General features: G+C 60.1%; 27 protein-coding genes. 17 read left to right on the plus strand and 10 right to left on the minus strand.

Annotated elements, in window-relative coordinates:
- Nucleotides 1-21: 21 nt before the first annotated feature.
- On the minus strand, nucleotides 22-201 hold the full coding sequence (locus EJ576_RS14680) for a hypothetical protein (RefSeq protein WP_003193095.1): 180 nt from the start codon (nucleotides 199-201) through the stop codon (nucleotides 22-24).
- A 311-nt stretch (nucleotides 202-512) separates the two neighbouring features.
- Between EJ576_RS14680 and EJ576_RS14685 the strand changes: the two genes are divergently transcribed.
- From EJ576_RS14685 to EJ576_RS14695, 3 genes are all read left to right on the plus strand, one after another.
- Nucleotides 513-1,349, plus strand: a complete 837-nt coding sequence (locus tag EJ576_RS14685; protein ID WP_017845295.1) for a S1 RNA-binding domain-containing protein — start codon at nucleotides 513-515, stop codon at nucleotides 1,347-1,349.
- Nucleotides 1,350-1,401: 52 nt separating this feature from the next.
- Complete coding sequence (locus tag EJ576_RS14690; protein WP_122726661.1) at nucleotides 1,402-1,800, plus strand: DUF2177 family protein; 399 nt, start codon at nucleotides 1,402-1,404, stop codon at nucleotides 1,798-1,800.
- Between the two features lie 199 nt (nucleotides 1,801-1,999).
- The gene (locus EJ576_RS14695) at nucleotides 2,000-3,442 is read left to right on the plus strand and encodes an NCS1 family nucleobase:cation symporter-1 (RefSeq protein WP_126570606.1); all 1,443 of its coding nucleotides are present in this window, start codon (nucleotides 2,000-2,002) and stop codon (nucleotides 3,440-3,442) included.
- On the opposite strand, the gene EJ576_RS14700 is transcribed toward EJ576_RS14695, so the two are convergent.
- The gene (locus tag EJ576_RS14700; RefSeq protein ID WP_126570607.1) at nucleotides 3,354-4,562 is read right to left on the minus strand and encodes a YbfB/YjiJ family MFS transporter; all 1,209 of its coding nucleotides are present in this window, start codon (nucleotides 4,560-4,562) and stop codon (nucleotides 3,354-3,356) included. The two genes, EJ576_RS14695 and EJ576_RS14700, sit on opposite strands and share 89 nt — an antisense overlap.
- 103 nt (nucleotides 4,563-4,665) lie before the next feature.
- On the opposite strand from EJ576_RS14700, the gene EJ576_RS14705 reads away from it, so the two are divergent.
- The 3 genes from EJ576_RS14705 to EJ576_RS14710 all read left to right on the plus strand — a co-directional run bounded on the left by EJ576_RS14705 (nucleotide 4,666) and on the right by EJ576_RS14710 (nucleotide 6,662).
- Nucleotides 4,666-5,559 (plus strand): LysR family transcriptional regulator, encoded by an 894-nt coding sequence (locus EJ576_RS14705; RefSeq protein ID WP_122687305.1) that lies wholly within the window; start codon nucleotides 4,666-4,668, stop codon nucleotides 5,557-5,559.
- 142 nt (nucleotides 5,560-5,701) lie between these two features.
- Nucleotides 5,702-5,824 carry a PA1414 family protein gene (locus EJ576_RS30025; protein ID WP_003193089.1) on the plus strand — a complete coding sequence of 41 codons (123 nt, stop codon included), beginning with the start codon at nucleotides 5,702-5,704 and terminating at the stop codon, nucleotides 5,822-5,824.
- 235 nt (nucleotides 5,825-6,059) lie between these two features.
- Nucleotides 6,060-6,662 (plus strand): N-acetylmuramoyl-L-alanine amidase, encoded by a 603-nt coding sequence (locus EJ576_RS14710; protein ID WP_126570608.1) that lies wholly within the window; start codon nucleotides 6,060-6,062, stop codon nucleotides 6,660-6,662.
- A 443-nt stretch (nucleotides 6,663-7,105) separates the two neighbouring features.
- Here the strand turns inward: EJ576_RS14710 and EJ576_RS14720 are convergent, their stop codons facing one another.
- The 4 genes from EJ576_RS14720 to speB are packed head-to-tail and all read right to left on the minus strand — an operon-like array spanning nucleotide 7,106 to nucleotide 11,428.
- Nucleotides 7,106-8,488 carry a sodium:solute symporter gene (locus EJ576_RS14720; protein ID WP_123474487.1) on the minus strand — a complete coding sequence of 461 codons (1,383 nt, stop codon included), beginning with the start codon at nucleotides 8,486-8,488 and terminating at the stop codon, nucleotides 7,106-7,108.
- A 34-nt stretch (nucleotides 8,489-8,522) separates the two neighbouring features.
- Nucleotides 8,523-10,034 (minus strand): cytosine permease, encoded by a 1,512-nt coding sequence (locus EJ576_RS14725; RefSeq protein ID WP_126570609.1) that lies wholly within the window; start codon nucleotides 10,032-10,034, stop codon nucleotides 8,523-8,525.
- 21 nt (nucleotides 10,035-10,055) lie between these two features.
- Nucleotides 10,056-10,478, minus strand: a complete 423-nt coding sequence (locus EJ576_RS14730) for a nuclear transport factor 2 family protein (RefSeq protein WP_095017154.1) — start codon at nucleotides 10,476-10,478, stop codon at nucleotides 10,056-10,058.
- Nucleotides 10,478-11,428 (minus strand): agmatinase, encoded by a 951-nt coding sequence (gene speB, locus EJ576_RS14735; RefSeq protein ID WP_065909690.1) that lies wholly within the window; start codon nucleotides 11,426-11,428, stop codon nucleotides 10,478-10,480. The genes EJ576_RS14730 and speB overlap by 1 nt, the downstream gene beginning before the upstream one ends.
- 245 nt (nucleotides 11,429-11,673) lie before the next feature.
- Here speB and EJ576_RS14740 point away from each other — a divergent pair, with 245 nt between their 5' ends.
- From EJ576_RS14740 to EJ576_RS14770, 7 genes are all read left to right on the plus strand, one after another.
- Complete coding sequence (locus EJ576_RS14740; protein WP_028617381.1) at nucleotides 11,674-12,567, plus strand: LysR family transcriptional regulator; 894 nt, start codon at nucleotides 11,674-11,676, stop codon at nucleotides 12,565-12,567.
- 6 nt (nucleotides 12,568-12,573) lie between these two features.
- Entirely contained in the window at nucleotides 12,574-13,170 is a 597-nt protein-coding gene (locus EJ576_RS14745) for a tRNA-uridine aminocarboxypropyltransferase (protein ID WP_122726673.1), read from the plus strand.
- A gap of 111 nt (nucleotides 13,171-13,281) precedes the next feature.
- Nucleotides 13,282-14,184: a cysteine synthase CysM gene (gene cysM / locus EJ576_RS14750; protein ID WP_123474483.1), complete on the plus strand. Its 903-nt coding sequence runs from the start codon at nucleotides 13,282-13,284 to the stop codon at nucleotides 14,182-14,184.
- On the plus strand, nucleotides 14,184-15,536 hold the full coding sequence (gene rlmD / locus EJ576_RS14755) for a 23S rRNA (uracil(1939)-C(5))-methyltransferase RlmD (RefSeq protein WP_126570610.1): 1,353 nt from the start codon (nucleotides 14,184-14,186) through the stop codon (nucleotides 15,534-15,536). The genes cysM and rlmD overlap by 1 nt, the downstream gene beginning before the upstream one ends.
- A 119-nt stretch (nucleotides 15,537-15,655) precedes the next feature.
- Nucleotides 15,656-17,899, plus strand: a complete 2,244-nt coding sequence (relA, locus tag EJ576_RS14760) for a GTP diphosphokinase (RefSeq protein WP_122726677.1) — start codon at nucleotides 15,656-15,658, stop codon at nucleotides 17,897-17,899.
- Between the two features lie 8 nt (nucleotides 17,900-17,907).
- Nucleotides 17,908-18,741 (plus strand): nucleoside triphosphate pyrophosphohydrolase, encoded by an 834-nt coding sequence (gene mazG / locus EJ576_RS14765; protein WP_126570611.1) that lies wholly within the window; start codon nucleotides 17,908-17,910, stop codon nucleotides 18,739-18,741.
- 25 nt (nucleotides 18,742-18,766) lie between these two features.
- A complete protein-coding gene (locus tag EJ576_RS14770) occupies nucleotides 18,767-19,312 on the plus strand; it encodes a DUF2058 domain-containing protein (RefSeq protein ID WP_016976511.1) in 546 nt (181 codons plus the stop codon).
- Between the two features lie 98 nt (nucleotides 19,313-19,410).
- Here EJ576_RS14770 and EJ576_RS14775 read toward each other — a convergent pair whose 3' ends face one another.
- The 4 genes from EJ576_RS14775 to purM all read right to left on the minus strand — a co-directional run bounded on the left by EJ576_RS14775 (nucleotide 19,411) and on the right by purM (nucleotide 22,404).
- Nucleotides 19,411-19,599, minus strand: a complete 189-nt coding sequence (locus tag EJ576_RS14775; protein ID WP_010208657.1) for a hypothetical protein — start codon at nucleotides 19,597-19,599, stop codon at nucleotides 19,411-19,413.
- Between the two features lie 374 nt (nucleotides 19,600-19,973).
- The gene (locus EJ576_RS14780; RefSeq protein WP_028617374.1) at nucleotides 19,974-20,687 is read right to left on the minus strand and encodes a DUF3108 domain-containing protein; all 714 of its coding nucleotides are present in this window, start codon (nucleotides 20,685-20,687) and stop codon (nucleotides 19,974-19,976) included.
- 8 nt (nucleotides 20,688-20,695) lie between these two features.
- The gene (gene purN, locus EJ576_RS14785) at nucleotides 20,696-21,346 is read right to left on the minus strand and encodes a phosphoribosylglycinamide formyltransferase (RefSeq protein ID WP_028617373.1); all 651 of its coding nucleotides are present in this window, start codon (nucleotides 21,344-21,346) and stop codon (nucleotides 20,696-20,698) included.
- Nucleotides 21,346-22,404 carry a phosphoribosylformylglycinamidine cyclo-ligase gene (purM, locus tag EJ576_RS14790; RefSeq protein WP_016976515.1) on the minus strand — a complete coding sequence of 353 codons (1,059 nt, stop codon included), beginning with the start codon at nucleotides 22,402-22,404 and terminating at the stop codon, nucleotides 21,346-21,348. Before purM ends, purN begins: the two co-directional genes overlap by 1 nt.
- Before the next feature lie 342 nt (nucleotides 22,405-22,746).
- Between purM and EJ576_RS14795 the strand changes: the two genes are divergently transcribed.
- From EJ576_RS14795 to EJ576_RS14810, 4 genes are all read left to right on the plus strand, one after another.
- Nucleotides 22,747-23,787 (plus strand): DUF2066 domain-containing protein, encoded by a 1,041-nt coding sequence (locus EJ576_RS14795; RefSeq protein ID WP_122726681.1) that lies wholly within the window; start codon nucleotides 22,747-22,749, stop codon nucleotides 23,785-23,787.
- A 32-nt stretch (nucleotides 23,788-23,819) separates the two neighbouring features.
- Nucleotides 23,820-24,893, plus strand: coding sequence for an AI-2E family transporter (locus tag EJ576_RS14800; RefSeq protein WP_038847700.1), 1,074 nt, complete (start codon nucleotides 23,820-23,822; stop codon nucleotides 24,891-24,893).
- Between the two features lie 203 nt (nucleotides 24,894-25,096).
- Complete coding sequence (gene hda, locus EJ576_RS14805; protein ID WP_126570612.1) at nucleotides 25,097-25,801, plus strand: DnaA regulatory inactivator Hda; 705 nt, start codon at nucleotides 25,097-25,099, stop codon at nucleotides 25,799-25,801.
- A 213-nt stretch (nucleotides 25,802-26,014) separates the two neighbouring features.
- Nucleotides 26,015-26,644: a C40 family peptidase gene (locus tag EJ576_RS14810; protein WP_016976518.1), complete on the plus strand. Its 630-nt coding sequence runs from the start codon at nucleotides 26,015-26,017 to the stop codon at nucleotides 26,642-26,644.
- Nucleotides 26,645-26,738 lie beyond the last annotated feature (94 nt).

The raw sequence follows: 26,738 nt of genomic DNA on the forward strand, positions 1-26,738 counted from the left end.
GACCAGGTGTGTTGCGCGGTATTACTTCTTACCCAGGCTGATCTGCTTGGATGGGCCGAAAGTCTGGCCGCTCACGCCCTTGGCAATCTGCTGGATTTCGCCGCCGGACTTGAGGAATGCAGCAATCTGGCTGTTGATCGATTCGCTGGTTTCAACGGCGGGAGCTGGCTTTGCTTTGCTGTTGGATGCTTTTACGCGCATGGCGGCCACTAACCTGTAGAAAATTAACTTGGCCAGGCATCGTACAGGAAATACTTGACAATTGCTTGGCAAATATCCCCTGGGAATAAGTGGCGCGGTGGGAAATAGCCGAAGTTCATCGTTGAAATAATCCCCTAACTTACTGTTTTAGCTCGAAACCATGGAGCTATCCGTGACCGACTGCGCGGAAAAAATGGGTCGATTGATCAGACGAGCGGGTCGGAGCCATGTCAACCCGCGATTTTTCAGGCGCGCGCGCGTGGCGGGCACAACTCGGGTAGAATGCCGCCCACGTAATGAGGGTATTGAAAATGGCTTTGGTCGGGCGCTACAACAGCTTGCAAGTGGTTAAACACACTAACTTTGGTTTGTACCTGGACGGAGCGCAAGATGGCGAAATCCTCTTGCCTAATCGGTATATCCCCAAAGATATTCCTAGTGAAGATGAAGACTGGCTAAACGTTTTCATTTATCTGGACAGCGATGACAAACTTATCGCCACGACTGAAAAGCCCAAAGTTCAAGTGGGTGAATTCGCCAGTTTGAAAGTGGTGGAAGTCAACAGCATTGGCGTGTTCCTCGACTGGGGTTTGCCCAAGGATCTGTTGCTGCCGTATTCGGAAGAAAAGCGCCAGATGACCGCAGGTGAATACTGCGTGGTGCACGTCTACCTCGACAAACACACCAAGCGCATCACCGCCACTGCACGCCTGGATCGCTACCTGGACAAGACCCCTGCCAACTACCAGGTGGGCCAGGAGGTCGACCTGCTGGTGGCCGAAGCCACTGACATGGGCTTCAAGGCGATCATCAACAACAAGCACTGGGGCCTGATCCACAAGAACGAAGTGTTCAAGTTCCTGCGCCCAGGGAAAGAAGAGAAGGGCTTTATCAAAGAGATCCGCGCCGATGGCAACATCAGCCTGAGCCTGCAGCCGGTCGGCCAGGAAGCGGCCTCCAGCCTCAACTCGAAGATCCTCGCCAAGTTGCGTGAAAACAACGGCAGCTTGCCGGTCAGCGACAAGAGTGATCCGGCGGTGATCAGCAACTTGTTCGGCGTGAGCAAGGGCAACTTCAAGAAGGCCATTGGTGCGTTGTACAAGCAGGGCCAGATTGTGATTCACGCGGATCGCATTGAACTAAGCTGACCACGCTTTGCTCTTCTGTAGACGCTCGTCGGCGTCTACAGAGGTTGCACCAATGACCAAGAAATCGCTGTTCGCCTACCTCGGCACGTTGCTCGCCTTCCTAGTGCTGGACGGTCTCTGGCTCGGTGTCCTCATGGGCCCCACCTACAAATCCCTGCTGGGTCCATTGATGCTAGACCAGCCCCGTCTGTTGCCCGCCACATTCTTCTATCTCCTTTACGTGCTCGGTTGCGTGGTGTTCGTGGTCTTGCCCAGCGCAAGCTGGCAACGCGCAGCACGCCTGGGTGCCTTACTGGGCTTGGTCGCCTACGGCACCTATGACTTGAGCAACTGGGCCACGCTGAAAGGATGGTCTGCGCAGTTGGCGGTCATGGACATGGCGTGGGGCACCTTCTTGACCGCAGCCTGCTGCACGGTGGGTTATCTGTGTGCACATCGAGTGCAGCGTTGATTGTGTACAGGATTTTTGTGCACCGTTGCTGAGCGTAGGCCCTGTATCCAAGCCTGTTCCCCTCCATTTGGAACACCGTTTCATAGGGATTGCGTTCAATTGGCACGCATTCTGCTGAACACCTCGTATACAAACCATGCCGCCTCCCGTATGCATCCCCGTGACGGAAGCGCAGGCCGGTATTTCGAGGAGCCCCGCGATGACCGAACAATTGCCCAAAGGCTACAGCCCGCGCCTGTACAACCGGGACCTGGGCCCGCTGCCGCAAAAGTGGAACTGGTACAACATCTTCGCTTTCTGGATGAGCGACGTGCACAGCGTCGGCGGTTATGTGTTTGCCGCCAGCCTGTTCGCCTTGGGCTTGGCCAGTTGGCAAGTACTCATCGCCTTGCTCGCCGGTATCTGCATTGTGCAACTGATCGCCAACCTGGTGGCCAAGCCGAGTCAGCAAGCCGCTGTGCCTTATCCCGTGATCTGTCGCCTGGCGTTTGGTGTGTTCGGCGCGAATATTCCTGCGGTGATTCGCGGCTTGATCGCCGTGGCCTGGTACGGGATTCAGACGTACCTGGCGTCGAGCGCCTTGATCATCGTGGTGCTGCGTTTCTTCCCACAGATGGCGGTGTACGCGGAGCCGCATTTTGCGGGCTTGTCTTACCTTGGCTGGTTTGGTTTCCTCAGCCTGTGGCTGTTGCAAGCGGCGGTGTTCTGGGCCGGCATGGAGTCCATCCGCCGTTTTATCGATTGGGCCGGGCCGGTGGTCTATGCGGTGATGTTCGCCCTGGCGGGTTGGATCGTGTGGAAGGCGGGCTGGTCGAACATCAGCTTCACCCTGGCGGAAAAATCCCTGTCGGGCTGGCAGGCATTCGGTCAGGTGATCGTGGCGACGGCGTTGGTGGTGTCGTACTTCTCCGGGCCGACCCTGAACTTCGGCGACTTCAGCCGCTACTGCCGCAGCATGCAGGACGTACGGCGCGGCAACTTCTGGGGGCTGCCGGTGAATTTCCTGGCATTTTCCCTGGTCACCGTGGTGATAGTCTCGGGCACCTTGCCGGTGTTTGGCGAAATGCTGCATGACCCGATCGCCACGGTTTCGCGCATCGATAACAGCATGGCGGTGTTGCTGGGCGCCTTTGCTTTTGTCACCGCAACCATCGGCATCAATATCGTCGCCAACTTCGTGTCCCCAGCCTTTGACTTCGCCAACGTCGCGCCGAGCAAAATCAGCTGGCGCGCGGGCGGGATGATCGCCGCCGTGGCGTCGATCTTCATCACACCGTGGAACCTGTTCAATAACCCGCTGATGATCCACTACACCCTGGATATTCTCGCGGCCTTCATTGGGCCACTGTTCGGCATTCTGCTGGTGGATTTCTACCTGATCAAAAAACAGCAGATCGATGTGGACGCGTTGTTCGATGACAGCCCCAGCGGGCGCTACTACTTCGACGGCGGCGTGAACTGGACGGCGGTCAAGGCGCTGGTGCCCGCGACGCTGGTGGGCGTCGCGATCACCTTTACCCCGGCGTTGCAGGGCATGGCCAACTTCGCCTGGTTTACCGGCTGCTTCCTGGGTGGGCTGTTTTTCCTGGTGCTGGCGCGGCGTGAACAGGTGCGCGTGCCTGCGCCGCTGGTTGCCGGCTGACCAGAATCGAGCCCGCCACCAGTAATCCGGCACCGGCGACTACCAGTGCCGTTTGCAGCCCGCCACTCAGGTGGCTGCTGACCGAGGCCAGTAATGGGCCGCTCAATTGGCCGATGGCGAAGCTGGCGGTCAGCAGTCCGGTGCTGCGCTGATAGCCGTGGGGGGCAACGTCCCGCAGGCGGGCCATCACCAACTGCATGCAAGCCAGGAACGGTCCGCCGCACAGCAACACCCCCAGTGCCAGGCCCCAGCCATTGCCCAGCAAGCAGGCAAACACCCCGGCCGCTTGCAGCCACAATGTAGTCATCAGCCAGCGGCGAGTGGTGTCTGGGTCCTTGCGGCGCAGGGTCGCCACCACCACGCCAATCGCGGCGGCCAAGCCAAAGCACGGCCAGAACAGATCGGCTTGCCAGGCACCCTTGAATTGCGCGCTGGCCATCTGCGACAGAAACGTCGCTGGAATGATGTAGCCAAGACCATACAACACATAGATCCAGCACAAGTGCGCGATGCTGCCGTTGCTGCCAGCATCGGTCTGGCCGACAACGGGCGTGCCGCTGGCGGAGGGCTTCGGCAGGAAAGGCAAAATGGCCAGCAACATCAGCAGCGCCACCCCGCCATACACCAGCCACAATGTGCCCGAATTTTGCCCCATCAGGTTCGAGCCCAACGCCAGTAAGCCAGTCAACAAAATCCCCAGCCCCGGCCCGGCAAAGACCAAGGCACCCAGGCGCGGACGTCCGGCGGCAATCGCCAGCGGCTGGCTCAGGCTGGTGATCATCACCAGGGCCCAGGCACTCGCGACACCGGTGCCAAAGCGCAGCAACAGGTGCGGCCAGAACCCGTGGGCCCAGTACGACGCGAGCGTCAGCAGCACGCACAACCACAACCCGCCATATAAGCGCCCACGGACATGGTGATGGCTGCGCGCGAAGATTGAATCCACCGCACCGACGAAGTAGCCCAGGTAGTTGGCGGCGGCGATCAGGCCGGCGCCGGTCAGGTCGATCTGCCCTTCACTGAGCAGATGGGGCATTTGGGGGGTGAGGGCGAAGCGGCCAATCCCCATCGCCATCATCAGGGCGACAAAGCTGGCGAGTAAGCGGACGAATGGAGACATGGTCAGTTTTCCTGCGGGTAAACGAATACCCTCAGGCTAAAGCGGATTGACTTTCTGTAAAAATGAATAATAGTGAGTAACTTGTTCAGTTTTGGAGAAAGGTATGGAGTTCAGTCAATTGCGCATTTTCCAGGCGGTGGCGGAAGAGGGCTCCATCACGCGCGCGGCGGACCGCTTGCATCGAGTGCCGTCGAACCTGTCGACACGCCTCAAGCAAATGGAGGAGCAGCTCGGTGTAGAGCTGTTTGTGCGCGAGCGCCAGCGCTTGCAGCTGTCTCCGGCCGGCAAGGTGTTGCTGGACTACAGCACCCGTCTGCTGGCCCTGCATGATGAAGCCCACGGCGCGGTGCAAGGCGGGCAACCGGCCGGCGATTTTGTGGTAGGCAGCATGTACAGCACGGCGGCGGTGCATTTGCCGAAGCTGCTGGCGGGCTATCACAAGGCTTACCCGATGGTGAATCTGCAAGTGCAATCGGCGCCCAGCGGTGAGTTGCTCGAAGGCCTGATTACTGGCCGTCTGGATGCGGCATTTGTGGACGGCCCTATTACCATCGCTTCCCTGGACGGTGTGCCTCTGTGTGAAGAGCGCCTGGTGCTTATCTGCGAGGCCGACCACCCGCCTGTGCGAGGGCCCCAGGATGTTGCGGGACGCTCGGTGTTCACCTTCCGTCGCAGTTGCGCCTATCGCACGCGCCTGGAAACCTGGTTTTCCCACGAGCGCGTGGCCATGGGGCGGGCAATTGAGATCGAGTCTTATCAGGGCATGCTGGCGTGCGTGATCGCTGGCTCCGGGGTGGCGTTGATGTCCGAATCCATGCTTGAGAGCCTGCCAGGCAAGGACAGCGTGTCCGTTCATCCGCTGACAGGGCCTTTTGCCACTGCGACCACCTGGCTGATGTGGCGAAAGGGTATGCTCGGCGCTAACCTCAACGCATGGATCGACCTGCAGCAAGCCAGCAAGACTGCGGTCCTGCAAGACACCCGCGCCATTGCTTGAACGATCCGTCAGGATTTTGATGAATTCAGTAATAGTTCGTTGTGGTTTCGTTCAAGCATTACGTAGGACTTAGGGCTACTATCAGTGTAGGAAAGGGCGACAGAACTTGCGCCTACCAGCATTACCCTCAAAGGGGGCAACCATGAAAGAGAAAATTCAAAACTGGCTCCATGATCTGGGTGTTGCACTGGGCTTGATCGAGCCCCCACTGCAACCCGTGCCGATTCGCACCGATGACGAGCAACGTCGCCCACGTCGCAGGTAAGTCCTGGAAGCGCTCACGTGATTGAATCGCGCGGGCGCTGATACCTCGGGTCGTTCTTCAGGGCGTGTTCGGTTCCCTGTAGCAAGACTGTATCCGCTGTTCATTTCGTAGTATCCGCAATTGTCTGACGAGGCATGCCGCATTGTCAGAGCCTTCCTCTTATTCCGTCATCCGTGCCCTTTTTCCTATTCGTCCTTCTATATTTCTGCCTTCACATGGATGAATGGGCATTGGAATGTCGAGCATTGATAGCGAAGGCATGTTGATTTCCGACAGAGTCGAGCTCCGCCGGTTTTCAACGATCGAGCATGGGGATTTGCGTAGCGTGAGCGCTTTGGTGGTCCACCAGACGGACGCTCCGACGGCGCAGCACACCTTTAACGCTTACTTTGCCAAGGGCAACGGCGCGCACTTTCTCATCGAGAAAAGTGGCGTGATCTACCAGACGGCCAGCCTCAAAAAGCGCTGTTACCACGTTGGGCGCTACCTGCGTTCCAAGTGTCTGGCAACGGATAAGGCGACGTGCGACCCGGCTCAAATCCACTCTATTCAAACACTCACCTGGACGTTGCAGGTTCGAACGCTGGACCGTTATGAGCGCAACAAGGACTATCCTGATCGCTACCCGATGAATGCGGACTCCTTGGCGATCGAGCTGGTCGGCAAGCACCTTGATGCAGCGCGATATGAGGAAGTGACTGCTATGCAAAATCAGTCTCTGCAGTGGTTGGTGGGTGAGCTGTATGGCCATTTCCGCCTGACGCCGGAGGACGTCTACACGCATCCGCAAATCTCCTACAAGCACCCTGGTGAAGCCAGCAGCGCGGTGTGGCAATGAACCTACGGGGAGGCTTGTTGGGCGTGTGGGTGATAATCGCCGGTTGCGCAGCTTCCCCTCCAGATATCGACAACATCGCTATCTCGGGTTTTCACTCCGAAGAACCGGAGCGCTGTCGACCCAGCGACGTTACGTTGGATGAGCGACAAGTCGCGTCCTTCTTCAAGCGCGCAGAACCTATTGACGCACGCACGCTGCATGACGAGTACGACTGGGCACCTTGTTACCTTGAAGGCACACTCAGATTTCACGGCGAGGCTTGTGCGTGGCGGGTGAGGGCGGGGGCGACAGGGGAGATCGATTGCCCTATAACCGAGCAGTATTTTGGCTGTAAATCTTGCGGAGATTTGTTTGAAGAAGCCGGCCGGAATGCTGAATAAAAAAACGGGCACGACATCCGACGTCGCGCCCGCTGAAGAAACCGCTCTAAATCCAGTTGTATCTCAAACCGCGCTGGCCGCCACACCCGCTGGCCGGCGCGACAACAAACTCACCACCACAAAACTCACCAGCCCAATCGCCAGGCTGTAGTAGATCGGTGTGTTCGCATCCAAGCCATCCTTGATCATGAACACCAACGCCGTCACAAAGCCCAGGGTCATGGACGTAATGGCGCCCGAGGTGGTCGCGCGTTTCCAGAAGATCGCGCCGATCAGCGGGATCAACATACCGCCCACCAGCAGGTTGTAGGCCAGGGTCAAGGCGCTGATCACATCGCTCACCACCAGTGCAATACCTAGCACGGCAATACCGGTCAGCATCGTGAACAGGCGGTTGATGGCCAGGCTCGACTGCTTGCCGCCACGCAGGCGCGGCAGCAGGTCTTCGGTCAGTACGGTGGAGGCGGCGAGCAAGCCGGCGCTGGCGGTGGACATCATCGCGGCCAGTGCCGCGGCAATCACCAGGCCGCGGATGCCGTCCGGCAGCGACACTTTCACAATAGCGGCAAACGCATTGTTGACGTTATCCAGGTCCGGGATCAGCACATGCGCGGCCATGCCGATCAATGCACAGGCCAGGCCGTAGAGGATGCAGTAGAAACCGGCGAAAGTGCCTGCGTACTTGGCGACCTTTTCGTCACGGGCGGTGAACACCCGTTGCCAGATGTCCTGGCCGATCAGGATGCCGAAGAAGTAGATCATGAAGTAGGTGATGATCGTGTCCCAACCGATCGCAGTGAAGCTGAAGCTCGATGCGGGCAGCTTGGCCACCAGTTCGTCCCAGCCGCCGACGCGGTACAGGCAGATCGGCAGCAGGATGAACATCAGGCCGACGGTCTTGATCACGAACTGCACGATGTCAGTGAGGGTCAGCGACCACATGCCGCCGATGGTGGAGTACACCACCACCACGCCACCGCCGAGCAGCACCGAGATCCAGAACGGCAGGCCGAACAGCACTTGCAGCACGGTGCCGATGGCGAGGATCGACGTCACGCCGATCATCAGCGCGTAGGCCAGCATGATCACGGCGCTGGCCTGGCGGGCCATCGGGTTGTAGCGTTTTTCCAGCACCTGGGTCACGGTGAAGATCTTCAGTTTCAACAGTGGCTTGGCCAGGAACAGGTTCAGCGCAATGATGCCCATGCCCAGCGCGGCACACAGCCAGAAGCCGGAGATGCCATGCACGTAGCCCAGACGCACGGTGCCGACGGTGGACGCACCGCCCAATACCGTGGCGGCCATGGTGCCCATGTACAACGACGGGCCCAGGTTGCGCCCGGCCACCAGGTAGTCTTCGTGGGTCTTGGCGCGGCGCATGCCGTAGTAGCCGAGCACGAGCATGCCGGCGGCGTAGATGAGTACGACGAATAAATCCAAAGCCATGACGGCGGTTCTCCGATTATCTTTTTTATGAGGATCAGACGGCTTGTTGCAGCGCCGGTTTAACGCGCGCGTCCGTGCGCTTGCTGCGAGAGTCGGCCGGCCCATAAACAGCCGCCGGTTCCGGGAACATACGAAGCAAGGTCAGGTACACCACCGAGGCCAGCCCCAGCGTCACCGGCAGGCTGATATCAATGCCGTCCGCCAGATTGCCCAACGGCCCGACAAACTGCCCCGGCAGGTTGACGAAGCACAGGCCCATCAGCGCACTCGGGATCCAGGCCCCCAGCCCGCGCCAGTTCCAGCCATGGCTGAACCAGTAGCGGCCGCCGGTTTCACCACGCGTGAACACCTGCAGGTCATCCGGGCAATAGAAGCCGCGACGCACGATCAGGCCGATGATCATCATCACCATCCACGGCGTGGTGCAGGTGATGATCAGCACGGCGAAGGTCGACACGCTTTGCACCAGGTTGGCGGCGAAACGTCCGATAAAGATGAAGGCAATCGACATCACCCCGATCAGCAACGTGGCCTTGACCCGCGACAGCAGGCGTGGAAACACGCTGGACATGTCCAACCCGGTGCCATACAGCGAAGTAGTGCCGGTAGACATACCGCCGATCACGGCGATCAGGCACACCGGCAGAAAGAACCAGCTCGGCGCCACCGCCAGCAAACCGCCGACATAGTTGTTGGCTGCGATGTAGTCCGGTGCCTTGATCGCCACGATGGTCGCGGTGGCCAAGCCGAACAGGAAGGGGATCAAGGTCGCGATTTGCGCCAGGACCACCGCCAGCATGATGCGTATTTTCGGCGTCTCACGCGGGATGTAGCGCGACCAGTCACCCAAGAACGCGCCGAAGGAGATCGGGTTGCTCATGGCGACCAATGCAGCGCCGATGAACGCCGCCCAGAAGCCGGTCTGACCCAGGGCGACAGTGCCGGCGAAGTGGCTGTCGAAGGCCGGCGCGAACGCGAAGATCCCCAGCAGGAACAGCAGGCTCGCCGCCCACACCGCAATGCGATTGACCCACAGCATGAAGCGAAAACCGTAAATGCACACGGTCAGCACCAGGATCGCGAACACGCCGTAGGCCAGGCCCAGGCTCAGGTCGGTTTCCGGCAAGCCAATCAGACGTTTCGCACCGCCCACCAGCGCGTCGCCTGAACTCCAAACCGACAGTGAGAAGAAGGCAATCGCCGTCAGCAGCGAGAGAAACGAGCCGACAATCCGCCCGTGCACGCCAAAGTGCGCACCTGAAGACACGGCGTTGTTGGTGCCATTGATCGGCCCGAACAGGCCCATGGGCGCCAGGATCAGCGCACCCACCAGCACGCCCAGCACAATCGCCCAGACACCCGCCTGGAACGACAAACCGAACAGTACGGGGAAAGAACCCAGCACGGCGGTGGCAAAGGTATTGGCACCGCCGAAGATCAGTCGGAACAGATCCTTGGGGCCGGCGGTACGTTCGTGGTCCGGGATCTGTTCGACCCCGTTGGTTTCTATCTTTCGAATACTTTTATCGTTGTTTTTATTATTCATGATCTGCTCCGATCACATTGGCTAAGGGGGCGGCAGCCCTTCCGGCATAGCGGACAAATGTTCGTGACAGGCCAGCCACAGGCCTTCTTGTTGTTCTGCGCCAAGCCCTTGCCGTTTGAAGACAATGGTCTCGCGTTCCTGGCTATTGAATTGCTCCCCGTTCATGCGCAGCTCGGTGGCCACGTCATGCATGAAAATCGCCACGTCACCTTGCAGGCTGACAAAGGCGTTGCTCGAGGTGCAGGACAGCACCTCGAACCCCTCATCCCGGCGCCAGCTGTCCCACAACGCCTGGTAGGCGTCGCGACTGAGCAGCGGCTGGGGCAGGGTGTAGAACACGAAGCTGGCGTCCGCCGTGAACGCGCCGAAGTAGGCGGCGCGGTCATTGCGGGCGAAGGCCGCCACCAGGTCGGCGGCGGCTTGCAGTACTTCGTGGGCGCTCATCAGCGATGTGCCACGCCAGGCAGCACGCAGAGCATCTCGTACAGCAAGTTGGCGCCTAATAGCGAGGTGTTGCCGGTGGTGTCGTAGGGCGGCGAAACTTCTACGAGGTCGCAACCAATCAGGTCGAGGCCCTGGCAGCCACGGATGATTTCGATGGCCTGGATGGTGGTCAGCCCGCCGATTTCCGGGGTGCCGGTGCCCGGAGCCCAGGCGGGGTCGATGCCGTCGATGTCAAAGCTCAGGTACACCGGGCCGCCGCCGACTTTTTCACGCACTTCGGCCATCAAGGGCGCGAGGGAATGGTGCCAGCATTCCTCTGCCTGAACCACACGGAAGCCCTGTTTGCGGCTCCAGTTGAAGTCTTCGGCGGTGTAGCCCTGGGCGCGCAGACCGATCTGCACCACACGGTCGCAATCGAGCAAACCTTCTTCCACGGCGCGGCGGAATGTGGTGCCGTGGGCGATTTTTTCGCCGAACATATGGTCGTTGACGTCGGCGTGGGCATCGATGTGCACCAGCCCGACCTTGCCGTGTTTCTTGTGGATCGCCCGCAAGATCGGCAGCGTGATGGTGTGGTCGCCGCCCAGGGTCAGCGGGATCACGTCGTGTTCGAGAATCTCGTCGTAGGCTTCTTCGATGATGCGCACGGCGTCGAGCAGGTTGAAGGTGTTGATCGCCACGTCGCCGATGTCGGCCACCGACAGCGAGTCGAATGGTGCGGCGCCGGTGGCCATGTTGTAAGGGCGGATCATCACGGATTCGGCGCGGATTTCACGCGGCCCGAAGCGGGTGCCGGCGCGCAGCGAGGTGCCGATGTCCAGGGGCACGCCGACAAAGGCGGCATCCAGGCCCTTAGCCGTTTGCAGGTGGGGAAGACGCATCATGGTGGCGATGCCGGCGAAGCGCGGCATTTCGTTGCCGCCCAGTGGTTGGTGGAAAATCTTGTCCACGGGAGTGCCTCATCGTTGTTTTGTTTATTAGGGGCCGATTCTGCGAAATACATGGAAATGAAAGAATCGGCAGGGGCAAATACTTAGTTCAGATTTTTCTAAACTATTGCCTGAGGTAAACTCGGCTCAAATGTGGGAGCGGGCTTGCTCGCGAATACGGTGTGTCAGCCATAGATAGCTCGACTGATCCACCTCATTCGCGAGCAAGCCCGCTCCCACAGGTTTTGTGTGTTTCTGGAGAACCCATGGCCAACGCCTTGCCCGACCTGAAACTCCTGCGCATCTTCGTCAGCGTCGTGCGGCATCAGGGGTTTGCCAATGCCCAGCACGAACTCAACCTGTCCACATCGGCCATCAGCACGTACATGAGCCAGCTGGAAGCGGCGTTGGGCCTGGTGCTGTGTCATCGCGGGCGTGGTGGGTTCAGCCTCACCAGCAAAGGCGAATTGTTTCATCAAGAGACCTTGCGTCTGCTGGGCGAGCTGGAAGGTTTCGAGCAATACGCCGCCGCGTTGAAGGGCGAGTTGCGCGGCACGCTGAAACTGGGTGTGCTGGACTCCACGGTCAGCGACAAAGCGTTGCCCTTCGCCGAAGTGATCGGCGCCTACAGCCTGGAACACCCGGCGGTGCACTTGCATCTGTCGGTGATGAGCCCTTATGAGCTGCAACTGGGCGTGCAGGACAACCGCCTGGACTTGGCCATCGGCGCGTTTTCCAACCGCATGAGCGGGCTGATCTACATGCCGTTGTACCGCGAGCAGCACTGGCTGTATTGCAGCACGCGGCATCCTTTATTCAATGAACGGCGCATTCCCGAGCAGGTGATCACGCAGCAACGGATGGTCGGTCGCGGCTATTGGAGCCAGGCCGAGTTGGCACGCCACGGCTTCAAGCACAGCGCAGCCACCGTGGAGAGTATGGAGGCGCAGCTGATCCTGGTGCTGTCCGGCGCCTACATCGGCTACCTGCCCGAGCACTATGCCCAGGCCTGGGCCGATAAGGGCGACCTGCGTGTGTTGCTGCCGGCGACCTTCGGCTATCAGGCGCCGTTCTCGATGATCATGCGTCGAGGCCGCAGCCGCGAACCGCTGATCCAGACCTTCCGCGACTTACTCAAAGCCCAGCTCAACCAGGCCTGATAAACCATGCCCAGACCCCAATGTTCCCGTTGCCTCAGGCCTGTCGCCCACTGTCTGTGCGCGTTGATCCCCAATCTCGACAGTCGCACGCGGGTGTTGCTGTTGCAGCACCCGAGCGAGGTCAACCATGCGTTGAATACCGCACGGCTGGCGGCGTTGGGTTTGAACAACGCGCAGTTGGTAGTAGGGGAGGTGTTTGAAGACTTGCCGACGCTGTTGAACGTGCCCGGTTACCAGGCTCGGTTGCTGTTTCCGGCTGACGACGCCCAGCCATTAAAGGTGTACGCGCCCGAAGATCAGCCGCTGCTGCTGGTGGTTCCCGACGGCACTTGGCGCAAGGCGCGCAAGCTTTTGCACCTCAACCCGCTATTGGCGGCGTTGCCAAGGGTCGCGTTGGCCGACAGTGCGGTGTCCCGTTATCGGTTGCGCAAGGCCCCCGGCCCCGGTGCGCTGTCGACAGTGGAGGCGATTGTGCAGGCGCTGGAGGTCCTGGAATCGCCAGCTTCGTTTGCACCCTTGCTCAAACCCTTCGATGCGTTGATCGACGGCCAGATTGCGGCGATGGGGCCTGACGTGTTCCAGCGCAACCATGGACAGCGGTGACCATTCGGCGGCTTATTCCTTTTAGCCATAAGGTCCGCACTTTGCGTGATATGGCCCGCCGGCCTTTCCCGGTATGATGTTCGCCCCCGCAGTCTGGATTGCGAATACGCCATGACCTTGCAGTACCCTACAATCGCCGATTGCGTCGGCAACACGCCCCTGGTCCGCTTGCAACGCATGGCGGGTGAAACCAGCAATACCCTGTTGCTCAAGCTCGAAGGGAACAACCCGGCCGGTTCCGTAAAGGACCGCCCGGCGCTGTCGATGATCACCCGCGCCGAGCTGCGCGGGCAGATCAAGCCCGGCGACACCCTGATCGAAGCCACTTCGGGTAACACCGGGATCGCCTTGGCCATGGCCGCCGCGATCAAGGGCTACAAGATGATCCTGATCATGCCCGACAACGGCAGCGCCGAACGCAAGGCGGCGATGACCGCCTACGGCGCCCAGCTGATCCTGGTGACCCAGGAAGAGGGCATGGAAGGCGCACGGGACCTAGCCGAGCGCATGGCCGCCGAAGGCCGTGGCCTGGTGCTGGATCAGTTCGCCAACGGTGACAACCCGGAGGCGCACTACACCACCACCGGCCCGGAAATCTGGCGCCAGACCCAGGGCTCAATCACCCATTTCGTCAGCTCCATGGGCACCACCGGCACCATCATGGGCAACTCCCGCTACCTGAAGGAGCAGAATCCGGCGATCCAGATCGTCGGCCTGCAACCGATGGAAGGCTCGGCCATTCCCGGTATCCGCCGCTGGCCCGAAGAGTATCTGCCGAAGATCTACAACGCGACTCGTGTGGACCGCATCATCGACATGGCCCAGCGTGAAGCCGAAGACACCACCCGCCGCCTGGCCCGTGAAGAAGGTATTTTCTGCGGCGTGTCGTCCGGGGGCGCGGTGGCCGGCATGTTGCGCTTGTCCCAGGAAGTGGAAAACGCGGTGATCGTCGCGATCATCTGTGACCGAGGCGACCGCTACCTGTCGACCGGCATCTTCGACGAACCCAACTGATGGCCAAGCACGAGAGAGGCCTGCGCTTCCAACCGACGGGCGGCAGCCGGGCCCCGCAGATCCCAGTGGGCAAGAAACAACGCCTGACCATCGAGCGCCTGGCCAATGACGGCAGGGGTATTGTGTTCTTTGAAGGCCGCATCTGGTTCGTGAATGGCGCGCTGGCCGGCGAAGAAGTTGAAGCGCGAGTGTTGGGTGCCCACGGCAAGATCGTCGAGGCGCGCACCGAGCGCGTGTTCAAGGCCAGCGAACTGCGCCGCCCGGCGCCGTGCGCCCATGTTGGCCGCTGCGGCGGTTGCAGCGTGCAGCATTTGCCCCACGGCGAACAACTTGCCCTTAAACAGCGCATGCTCGCCGAGCAACTGTCCCGTGTGGCCGGTGTCGAACCGCAAGAGTGGGCCGCACCGTTGAGTGGGCCGGAGTTCGGCTACCGTCGCCGAGCGCGCGTCGCCGTACGCTGGGATGCCAAGGCGAAGCAGCTGGAAGTAGGTTTTCGCGCCGTGGCCAGCCAGGACATCGTCGCCATCGACGATTGCCCAGTGCTGGTACAGGCCTTGCAACCGATCATGCAGCGTCTGCCGAACATGTTGCGTCGCCTGAGCAAACCGCAGGCCTTGGGGCATGTGGAGTTGTTCAGCGGTACGTCCATCGCCGTGTTGCTGCGGCACATGGCGCCGTTGTCGGAAGCGGATCTGCAGGTGTTGAAGGAATTCTGCGCCTTCCATGAAGCCCAATTGTGGCTGCATGGCGAGGGTCAACCTGAGCCGGTCGAAGTCGATTCAGTCTTGGGTTTTCGATTGGAACAGTGGGGTCTGGAGCTGGCATACCGACCTGGCGATTTTGTGCAGGTCAACGCCGGGGTCAACGAGGCTATGGTCGCCCAGGCCCTGGAATGGCTGGCGCCACAACCCGACGAACGGGTGCTGGACCTGTTTTGCGGCCTGGGCAACTTTGCCCTGCCACTGGCGCGCCAAGTGCGTGAAGTGGTGGCGGTGGAAGGCGTGCAGACCATGGTGGACCGCGCGGCCGTCAACGCCGTCAGCAACGATTTGCATAATGCGCAGTTTTTTCAGGCCGATTTGTCCCAGCCTTTGACTGACGCGGAATGGGCCAAACAGGGCTTTTCTGCGGTACTCTTGGACCCACCCCGTGATGGTGCCCTGGAGGTTGTGCGCAAGCTCGCGACCCTGGGAGCCAAGCGTCTGGTGTATGTATCCTGCAACCCGGCCACGCTGGCGCGGGATACGGTTGAGTTGGTCAAGCAAGGCTACCGGCTAAAACGTGCCGGGATCCTCGACATGTTTCCGCAAACCGCGCATGTCGAGGCGATGGCGTTATTTGAAGCGGGCTAGGATGCCCGTTTAATCCGACCGGCCTGTCGTCTCCAGGGCCTGTGATCTGCCAGGGAGCAGTAGAAGGTCGGCGATGAATTCTGGCGCATCAAAGGTGCGTCGTAGGGAAGGTAAGCAAGATGGTACAGGTGAGAGCACACCAGCCGATCAACACCGACGGCAGTATCAATCTCGAGGCATGGCTGGATCATGCCATCAGTGTCGACCCGGCACTGGACCGTGAAGCCTTGAAAGCAGCCTGCGAGTTCGCTCGCGAGTCTGAGCAGCAAGACAATGCGGCCAAGAACCTGTGGGCCGAAGGCACTTCGAGCTTTCGCACCGGGTTGGAAATCGCCGAGATCCTCGCCGATCTCAAGCTGGACCAGGATTCACTGATTGCCGCCGTGCTCTATCGCGGCGTGCGTGAAGGGCATATTCAGTTGCCCACCGTCAGCCAGCGTTTCGGCGCCGTGGTGGCCAAGTTGATCGACGGCGTGCTGCGCATGGCCGCCATCAGCGCCAGCCTCAGCCCGCGCCAGTCCATGGTGCTGGGCACCCAGGGCCAGGTCGAGAACCTGCGCAAGATGCTGGTGGCGATGGTCGACGACGTGCGTGTCGCCCTGATCAAGCTGGCCGAGCGTACCTGCGCGATCCGTGCGGTGAAGACTGCCGACGACGAGAAGCGCAACCGCGTTGCCCGCGAAGTCTTCGATATCTATGCGCCGCTGGCGCACCGCCTGGGTATCGGCCATATCAAGTGGGAGCTGGAGGACTTGTCCTTCCGCTACCTCGAGCCCGATCAATACAAACAGATCGCCACGCTGCTGCACGAGCGGCGGCTGGACCGCGAGCGCTTCATCACCGACGTGATGGGCCAGTTGCGCTCCGAGTTGCAGGCCACCGGCGTCGATGCCGACATCAGCGGTCGTGCCAAGCACATCTATTCCATCTGGCGCAAAATGCAGCGCAAGGGCCTGGCCTTCAGCCAGATCTACGACGTACGGGCCGTGCGCGTACTGGTGCCGGAAATGCGCGACTGCTACACCGCGCTCGGTATTGTCCACACCCTGTGGCGGCACATTCCCAAGGAGTTTGACGACTACATCGCCAACCCCAAGGAAAACGGCTACCGCTCGTTGCACACCGCGGTGATCGGCCCCGAGGGCAAGGTGCTGGAAGTGCAGATCCGCACCCACGCCATGCACGAAGAGGCCGAACTGGGGGTGTGCGCGCACTGGCGCTACAAGGGCACCGACGTCAAGGCCGGGTCCAACCAGTACGAAGAGAAGATCTCCTGGCTGCGCCAAGTGCTGGAATGGCACGAAGAACTCGGCGACATCGGTGGCCTGGCCGAACAGCTGCGCGTGGATATCGAGCCTGACCGGGTCTACATCTTCACCCCGGACGGTCACGCCATCGACTTGCCCAAGGGTGCCACGCCGCTGGACTTTGCCTACCGTGTGCATACCGAGATCGGCCACAACTGCCGGGGCGCCAAGATCAACGGGCGCATCGTGCCGCTCAACTACAGCCTGCAGACCGGTGAACAGGTCGAGATCATCACCAGCAAACACGGCACGCCGAGCCGCGACTGGCTGAACCCGAACCTGGGCTACATCACCACGTCGCGGGCACGGGCGAAGATCGTCCACTGGTTCAAATTGCAGGCACGCGACCAAAACGTCGCCGCCGGTAAAACCTTGCTTGAACGCGAACTGGGGCGCCTCGGTTTGCCCCAGGTAGACTTCGACAAGTTGGCCGAAAAAGCCAACATGAAGATCGCCGAAGACATGTTCGCCGCCCTTGGTGCCGGCGATCTGCGCCTGGCCCAACTGGTCAACCTGGCCCAGCAACTGGTTGAGCCGGAGCGCGGCAGCGAACAGCTGGAACTGATCCCGCGCAAGGCCACCGGCTACAAACCCGGCAAGCGCGGCGATATCCAGATCCAGGGCGTCGGCAACCTGATGACCCAAATCGCCGGCTGCTGCCAGCCGTTGCCGGGTGACGCCATCGTCGGCTACATCACCCAGGGCCGTGGCGTGAGCATTCACCGCCAGGACTGCGCCTCGGTGCTGCAACTGGGCGGCCGTGAGCCGGAGCGGATCATCCAGGTCAGCTGGGGCCCGGTGCCGGTGCTCACCTATCCGGTGGACATCATTATTCGCGCCTACGACCGTTCCGGCTTGCTGCGTGACGTGTCGCAAGTGCTGCTCAACGAGCGGATCAACGTGCTGGCGGTCAACACCCGCTCGAACAAAGAGGACAACACCGCGTTGATGTCCCTGACGATCGAGATTCCGGGGTTGGACGCATTGGGGCGGTTGCTGGGGCGGATTTCCCAGTTGCCGAACATCATTGAAACACGCCGTAACCGTACCCCATGAGTGAGTCGATGTATTCGCTGGAAGACCTGCTACACCTGATGAATCGCCTGCGGGACCCGCAATACGGGTGCCCGTGGGACATCAAGCAAACCTACGCGACCATCGTCCCGCACACCTTGGAAGAAGCCTATGAAGTGGCCGACGCCATCGAGCGCGGCGACTTCGATCACCTGCAAGGCGAGTTGGGCGACCTGCTGTTCCAGGTGGTGTATTACAGCCAGTTGGCGCGCGAAGAAGGGCGCTTCGAATTCGCCGGGGTGATCGACAGCATCACGCGCAAGCTGATCCGGCGTCATCCCCACGTGTTTCCTACCGGTGATCTGTATGCACCGCTGGATATCCCGCAACTGAGTGAAGAACAGGTCAAGGAACGCTGGGAGCAGATCAAGGCCGAGGAGCGTGCGGAAAAATCCGCTGCGCCGGAGCAGCTCTCCCTGCTGGACGATGTGCCCACGGCGCTGCCGTCCCTGTCCCGTGCCGCCAAATTGCAGAAGCGCGCCAGCCAGGTCGGCTTCGACTGGCCGTCGGCCCTGCCGGTGGTGGATAACGTGCGCGAAGAGCTGGATGAAGTGCTCGAAGCCATGGCCGACAACGATTCGGTGGCCATTGCCGATGAGGTCGGTGACCTGCTGTTCGCGGCGGTCAACCTGGCCCGTCACCTCAAAGTCGACCCGGAAACCGCGCTGCGTGGCGCCAATGCCAAGTTCGAACGACGCTTCCGATTTATCGAACAGGCATTGCGCGATACGCACCAATCCATAGAAGATTGCACCCTCGAAACGATGGACGCCCTGTGGGGCGAAGCCAAACGTCAGGAAAAGAATGTGTCCAGCTGCGGTTGAGCAGTTGCCTAAGTGAGTAAGCACCATGAGCCTTTCCCTTCGCGACCAGTTGCTCAAAGCAGGTCTGGTCAACCAAAAGCAGGCCAAGCAGGTCGGCAAAGAGAAACAGAAGCAGCAGCGCCTGGTCCATAAAGGCCAAATCGAGGCGGATGACACCCAGGCCCGCCTGGCAGCCGAGGCGCACGCCGAGAAGGTCAAGCGCGACCAGGAACTGAACCGCCAGCAGCAGGAAAAAGCCGAGGCCAAGGCCCGCACCGCCCAGGTCAAGCAACTGATCGAGACTTCGCGCCTGCCCAAGCTGACCACCGAGGACTACTACAACTTCGTGGATGACAAGAAGGTCAAGCGCCTGTCGGTCAACACACTGATGCGCAACAAGCTGAGCAACGGCTCCCTGGCTATCGTGCACCACGGCGGCAGCTACGAGGTGATCCCGCGCGAAGCGGCGCTGAAGATCCAGGAGCGCGCACCGGAGCGTATCGTGCAGCTCAATATCCTGACGGAGAGCCAGGTGCCGGACGAGGATGATCCGTACGCGGCCTACCAGATCCCGGATGATCTGATGTGGTAAGGCTGTAGAAACAACAAACCCCGCTCAAAAGGCGGGGTTTTTGTTTGCAGGCAATCCAACTGCTGTGTGGGGCTGGATGCCTGCCGAATTTCAGAGTCTCAGGAGCCTTGCGCCTGGCGTCTCATCTCAAGGGCTTCGAGCTCGTTTTTATAATTATGAGCGTCGCTCTCGTTGTGAAACATGCCGACCAACAGGTCTTGTTGGTGTACATCCCAGATGTGAATCCCATGGCCCAGTGCTTCGTGGGACATATGTTCGTCGTCGCGTTCAGTTACTTTTACAGTCATCTGCTTGCTCCAATCTCTGGTGGATCTGCGGCAAGTCGTCGCAGGCCTTTGTTATATGATTTGTTAGCTTGCTAAGTAAACCGACTTTTCGCGCAACAATTCATTGCAGCAAATGCAACAGTCCTGCAGGCCGCGTGAATCGCGACATTGCGGCAAAGGGGGTTGAGTTTTATGACAAAAGTTTCATGTTGGCGTAAGGCTTCAGCCTCGTATTGACTGGACCGCCGCTATCGCAGGCAAGCCAGCTCCCACATTTTGAAATGCATTCCAAATGTGGGAGCTGGCTTGCCTGCGATAGCGGTAGACGCGTCAACACAAAACCTCCAGACGAAAAAAAGCCCCGCATCTGCGAGGCTCTTTATTCCATCTACCGATCAGCTACCTTTGACAGCCTTACCGTCAACGGTACCGTCCTGCAACATGATGTTGTATTCCTTGCCATCGGTTTCCACCTGACGCAGGGCAACCAGGATGCCGCCCTGGTCCTTGGCAAACCACATCTGGGTGATGCGCTTGCTCTGAGTCGGGTCACGCACGCGCTCGACCTTGATCGCGTCGATGGAGCCCACCTTGGTCTGGACCTTTTCCGGGCCAATCACGCGGAAGTCGTAGGTGTCGACGTCGGTGCCTTCCACCACGTTGTAGCTCATGCTCTTCTTGCCGGCCGCCACATCGCGCTGCAGGGCCAACTGGTAGGTCGACTTGTCGAGCATACCGCTTTGCAGGGGCACGTTGACCGCGTCCTTGTTTTCAAAGCCGGTGACTTTCTTGGCGGTCTGGTCGAAGTCCAGGTTGATCTTCTTCGCCTTGCCCAGGCCACCGCGCTCGAAGGTGTAGCTCTTCGGTTGCAGGGCGTCCTTGTCAAACAGGATCACGCTGGTTTCGGTGAGGCTGGCGATCATCATGGAAGCCTTGAAGTTCAAGGTCCAGGTGCCATCGCCATTCTTGGCCAGGCTGCGTTCAGCCGAGCCACTCATGGGCAACTGTTTCCAGTCGGCGGTGTAGCTGACGGAGAAAGGGTGAAGGTCTGCTGCTTGCACCGTTGGCAAGGCGAACAGCGCAAAAGCGAAGAGCAAAGCGCGACGCATAAAATCTCCTAGGTTCGAATCAAGTGGCCGCTGGCCGCGAGTAACTGACCGTCCAATAATGCACCCTGGTCACCAAGAATCAACCGCCCCTCGGCAAACCAGCGAACCGCCAGCGGGTAAATCCTGTGTTCCTGGGTGTGAACCCGTTGCGCAAGCGTCTGCGCCGAGTCGTCAGACTCTACCGGAACCACTGCCTGTACGACCAGAGGCCCGCCATCGAGTTCCTCGGTGACAAAGTGCACGCTGCAGCCGTGCTCGCTGTCGCCGGCATCGAGCGCACGCTGGTGCGTGTGCATGCCTTTGTATTTGGGCAGCAGGGAAGGGTGGATATTGAGCAGGCGCCCTGCGTAATGCCGCACGAAATCAGCGCTGAGGATGCGCATGAAACCGGCGAGTACCACGAGCTTGGGGTTGAAGGCGTCGATCAGTTCGATCAAGGCGCTGTCGAAGGCCTCGCGACCGTCGAAAGCCTTGTGATCCAGCGAGCGGGTGTCGATGCCCGCGTCCCTGGCGCGCTGCAGGCCGTAGGCGTCGCTGCGGTTGGAGATCACCGCAGCAATGCGCACCGGGCTGTCGCCGGTGCGCGTGCTGTCGATCAGGGCCTGCAAGTTACTGCCGGTGCCGGAAAGCAGCACCACGACATCACAGGTCTCAGGCATCAGTGAGCCTTGAGGTTCTTCAGTTCGACCTGGGCCGCGCCTTCGGCGGCAGTGGCGATCTGACCGATGACCCAAGGCTGCTCGCCAGCTTCACGCAGGACGTTCAGCGCGGTTTCAACGTGCTCTTGCGCCACGCAGATGACCATGCCTACGCCGCAGTTCAGCACGCGGTGCATCTCGGTTTCGTCGACGTTGCCTTTCTCTTGCAGCCAGTCGAATACTGCCGGACGCTGCCAGCTGGCCACGTCAACGATGGCCTGGGCGCCTTTTGGCAGCACGCGCGGGATGTTGTCCAGCAGGCCGCCGCCGGTGATGTGGGCCATGGCCTTGACGGCGCCAGTGTCCTTGATCAGCTTGAGCAGAGGCTTGACGTAGATGCGGGTCGGGGCCATCAGCAGGTCGGTCAGCGGCTTGCCGTCGAGCTGGGTGTTCTCGATCTCGGCGCCGGATACTTCGATGATCTTGCGGATCAGCGAGTAACCGTTGGAGTGCGGGCCGGAAGAAGGCAGGGCCAGCAGGGCGTCACCGGCAGCAACCTTGGAGCCGTCGATGATTTCGGCTTTTTCCACGACGCCGACGCAGAAGCCGGCCAGGTCGTAGTCTTCGCCTTCGTACATGCCTGGCATTTCAGCGGTTTCGCCGCCGACCAGGGAGCAACCCGACAGCTCGCAGCCAGCGCCGATACCGGTCACCACTTGTGCAGCGGTGTCCACGTTCAGCTTGCCGGTGGCGTAGTAGTCCAGGAAGAACAGCGGCTCTGCGCCGCACACCACCAGGTCATTGACGCACATGGCAACCAGGTCGATACCGATGGTGTCGTGCTTGTTCAGGTTCAGTGCCAGGCGCAGCTTGGTGCCCACGCCGTCGGTGCCGGACACCAGGACAGGCTGCTTGTAGCCGGCCGGGATTTCGCAGAGGGCGCCAAAACCGCCCAGGCCGCCCATGACTTCGGGGCGCGCAGTGCGCTTGGCGACGCTCTTGATGCGTTCGACCAATGCTTCACCGGCGTCGATGTCTACACCGGCGTCCTTGTAGCTCAGGGAGGGTTGCTTGCTCATGATCCAGGCCTTTAGGGGGGATTCAGGGGTAACGACCGAGCGGGCGGGGGCTTTTATAAAGGCCACGCCGTTGACGGTCTGCGAAGGCGCGCGATTTTATCAGGCTTGAGGGGCAGCGGCCATCCTCGGGCCGACGGGCAGGGGCATATGGCGTTAAAAAAATGCTAATCGAGTCTGCTTTGGCGCGTATTAAGGTATAGCCTTTACTGCGCTAGCGTTGTGACAGTACGAAAACTTACCAAGACCCTGTGAATGTTTTATCGGTCGCCGTGGTCACAGCCTTGGCAAACCGAGTTCACGCGGTCTGTTCCAGCCGCTAAATTTGTCGTTCGGGAATCTTCCATGCGTCTGTGTAAATTCTTCTTTGTAGGCTGCTTGTCGTTGGTCAGCCTGGCGAGTCATGCCGAAACCCTCAATGGCCTTTATCAAGTACTCGAACCCGTCAGCAGCCAGTCGCCCCAAGAGCGCGACCAGGCCACCCAGCGTGCGGTGCAGACCCTGGTGATCCGCCTGACCGGCGACGCCAAGGCCGCCGAGGGCCCAGGTTTGGCGGCCGTTCGTAAAGATCCGCAACAAATTATCAGCCAGTACGGCTATGACGCCGGCCCGCCGGAAAGCCTGCAAGTGGATTTCGACCCGGTAAGCACTGATCGCGTCCTGCGCGAAGCGGGCTTGTCGATCTGGGGCAGCAATCGGCCGTCGATCCTTGGCTGGTGGCTGAACGACTCCACCGAAGGCAGCAGCCTGGTAGGTGATGGCCAGACCGTCGCCCAGGCGCTGCGCCGTGCCGCGCAACACCGTGGCTTGCCGCTGCGCCTGCCGCTGGGCGACCTGGATGAGCAGGTGGTCGCCACCGCACCGAACCTGGAAAGTGCTGACGCCACACCGTTGCGCGCCGCCTCCGAGCGTTACGGCGCCGACGCTTTGCTGGCCGTGCATGCGCGCCAGGAAGGCAGCCAATGGCAAGCCAAATGGCGCCTGTGGCTGGGCGACAAGAGCGAGCAGGGCACCGCGCAAGGGGCTGACACCGGCGCTGTGGCCGACGCGGTAATGCTGGCGGTCAGCCAAAAGCTCGCGCCACGCTTTGCGGTCAAACCCGGCGTGAGCACCGAACAATTGCTGGAAGTGCAGGGCATGACCCTGGAGCGTTATGCCGCACTGGGTCATCTGCTGGAGCCGTTTGGCGGTCAGCCGCAGTTAGTGGATGGCAATCGCATCGTGTACCGCGTCAATGGCAGTGCCGATCAATTGCGTACCCAGTTGAGCCTGGCCAAGTTGCAGGAGGTTCCCGCAGGTGAAGCGCCGGTCCAGCAACCGGTAGTGGACGGCACTCAGCCTGCGGTTGCTGCCGAACCTCAGGCGCAACTGCGTTTTCGTTGGTAGCAGTTTTCTTCTTTATATAGGTGGAGTGGTTTATGGCGGATACGCGTCGTTGGGTGTGGCTTGGCGGGATTGTCCTGCTGTGCGTGTTTGTGTTCCTGCTGCATTCGATCCTGACGCCGTTCCTGGTCGCATTGCTGCTGGCCTATCTGTTCGATCCGGTGGTGGATCGACTGGAAAAAGCCGGGTTGTCGCGAACCTGGGGCGTGGTGGCAGTGTTCGCCCTGTTTACCTTGATCATCACGGCGTTGGTGCTGGTGCTGGTGCCGATGCTGGCCAAGCAACTGTTCCGCCTGTATGAGCTGGCACCGCAGATGCTCGATTGGTTGCAGCACACAGCGATGCCGTGGGCTCAGGCGAAGTTGGGGTTGTCGGATGGCTTCTGGAAGTTTGACAAGGTCAAGGCGGCCATCAGCGAGCATATGGGGCAGACCACCGATATCGTCGGTGTGGTCCTCAGTCAGGCCACGGCGTCCAGCCTGGCGTTGATCGGCTGGCTGACCAACCTGGTGCTGATCCCGGTGGTAGCGTTCTACCTGCTGCGCGACTGGGACATCATGATGGCCAAGATTCGCAGCCTGCTGCCGCGTAATCGCGAAGAGCGCATCGTGTCTCTGGCCGAGGAGTGTCATGAAGTGCTTGGCGCCTTTGTGCGCGGCCAATTGCTGGTGATGCTGGCCCTGGGGATCATCTACGCCGCTGGCTTGATGGCCATCGGCCTGGAGCTGGGCCTGTTGATCGGCCTGATTGCCGGTCTTGCCGCAATCGTGCCTTATATGGGCTTTGTGATCGGTATCGGCGCGGCGTTGGTGGCGGGGCTGTTCCAGTTTGGCGGCGACCTCTACCCGATGCTGGGGATCGTGGCGGTGTTCATGGTCGGCCAGGCCCTCGAAGGCATGGTGCTGACGCCGTTGCTGGTGGGTGATCGGATCGGCCTGCACCCGGTGGCAGTGATCTTTGCGATCCTGGCGGGCGGTGAGCTGTTTGGCTTTACCGGTATCTTGCTGGCGCTGCCGGTGGCAGCGGTGATCATGGTACTGGTGCGTCATGTACACGATTTGTATAAGGATTCGGATGTGTACACGGGGGTTGAAGACCCCGATCTGTAATCCCTCTGCAACAAACCCGGCCCAGGCCGGGTTTGTTGTTTCTGAAGCTGGGGTGTCAAACAATCTGCGTAAATCCAACAAGTTAACGCAAACCTTTGATTTTGCTTGGGGTCTGTTGCATTGTGCGCCCGGCGTCACGGGTATAAACTTTGCAAACTTTACACAGAGGCCACTAACGGTTCGTTTGGAGCCGTTCAGTCAGCATGAAACCGATTCAGCTGCCCTTGGGTGTGCGTCTGCGTGACGACGCCACCTTTATCAACTACTACCCAGGCGCCAATGCCGCTGCACTCGGCTATGTCGAGCGGCTCTGCGAAGCCGACGCCGGGTGGACCGAAAGCCTGATCTATCTGTGGGGCAAGCACGGCGTAGGGCGTACCCACCTGTTGCAGGCCGCGTGCCTGCGTTTCGAGCAGATGGGCGAACCGGCGGTTTACCTGCCCTTGGCTGAGCTGATGGATCGCGGAATCGGCATCTTCGACCATCTTGAGCAGTACGAGTTGGTGTGCCTGGACGATCTGCAAGCCATCGCTGGCAAGGCAGAGTGGGAAGAGGCGCTTTTTCACTTATTCAACCGCTTGCGTGACAGTGGCCGGCGCCTGTTGATTGCCGCGTCTACCTCTCCACGGGAATTGCCGATCAAGCTGGCCGACCTCAAGTCACGCATGACCCTGGCGCTGATCTTCCAAATGCGCCCGCTGTCCGACGAAGACAAATTGCGTGCCTTGCAACTGCGCGCATCCCGTCGCGGCCTGCACCTCACCGACGAAGTGGGGCACTTTATTCTCACCCGCGGTACGCGCAGCATGAGCGCGTTGTTCGAGCTGCTCGAACAGCTCGATCAGGCTTCCTTGCAGGCCCAGCGCAAGCTGACGATTCCCTTCTTGAAAGAAACCTTGGGTTGGTAGCCAGCCCGCTGTTTTTACGGCTTTCGGCAAATTCCAGGCGCCAGAAAACCTGCGTTTGAGCCGGTTTGGCTACGCAAAAGGCAGATATAGGGTGTTAAGGGCTTAGATGTCATAGTCCAAACAAGAAGTCACATAGATCACGATTGAATTTGCAAATCGATGTGATAGTGGGCATAGTCTCGTCTTCTTTACATATCAGCCACGGTCGTGCCCATGCTAAATCGCTTCGCACCCCTCGTGCCCCTCGCACTCGTTACCCTGTTGTTTGGTTGCGCCTCCCACCCTCAACAGGTGGCAGAACAGCAAAAACCACAGGTTCAAAATCAGGCAAAATTCGTTGCTGCACAGTCTGCTTCTGTTTATGAAGAAGAGCTGGCAACGGAAAAAGAACTGGCCAATTTCTCCGGTAGCAAGCCTTACCAGCTTCCAGTTCTCGCCGACAGCATCCTCGAACGCGGGATGTCCCTGATCGGTACCCGTTACCGTTTTGGCGGCACCTCTGAAGCCGGTTTCGACTGCAGCGGTTTTATCGGCTACCTGTTTCGCGAAGAAGCTGGCATGAATCTGCCACGCTCCACCCGCGAAATGATCAACGTGGATGCACCGTTGGTCGCGCGCAACAACCTCAAGCCGGGTGATCTGCTTTTCTTCAGTACAGCGGGTCGTGGTCGTGTAAGCCATGCCGGTATCTACCTGGGCGATAACCAGTTTATCCACTCCAGCAGCCGTCGCAGTGGCGGTGTCCGAGTCGACAACCTGGGTGACAGCTACTGGAGCAAAACCTTCATCGAAGCCAAGCGCGCACTCGCCATGGCCCCGACGACGGTTACCGCTAGCAAGTAAACTTAAAGTGATACTTGAAGTTTGACGTGTAAGCGCTAGAATCCCTGGACATTGTTGTAATCCGTTCGCGCGAGCTTTGCTTGCGCGTTCTGGT

The organism is Pseudomonas sp. C 49-2 (assembly GCF_003970195.1).
In the GTDB taxonomy this organism is placed as follows: Bacteria; Pseudomonadota; Gammaproteobacteria; order Pseudomonadales; family Pseudomonadaceae; genus Aquipseudomonas; species Aquipseudomonas canadensis.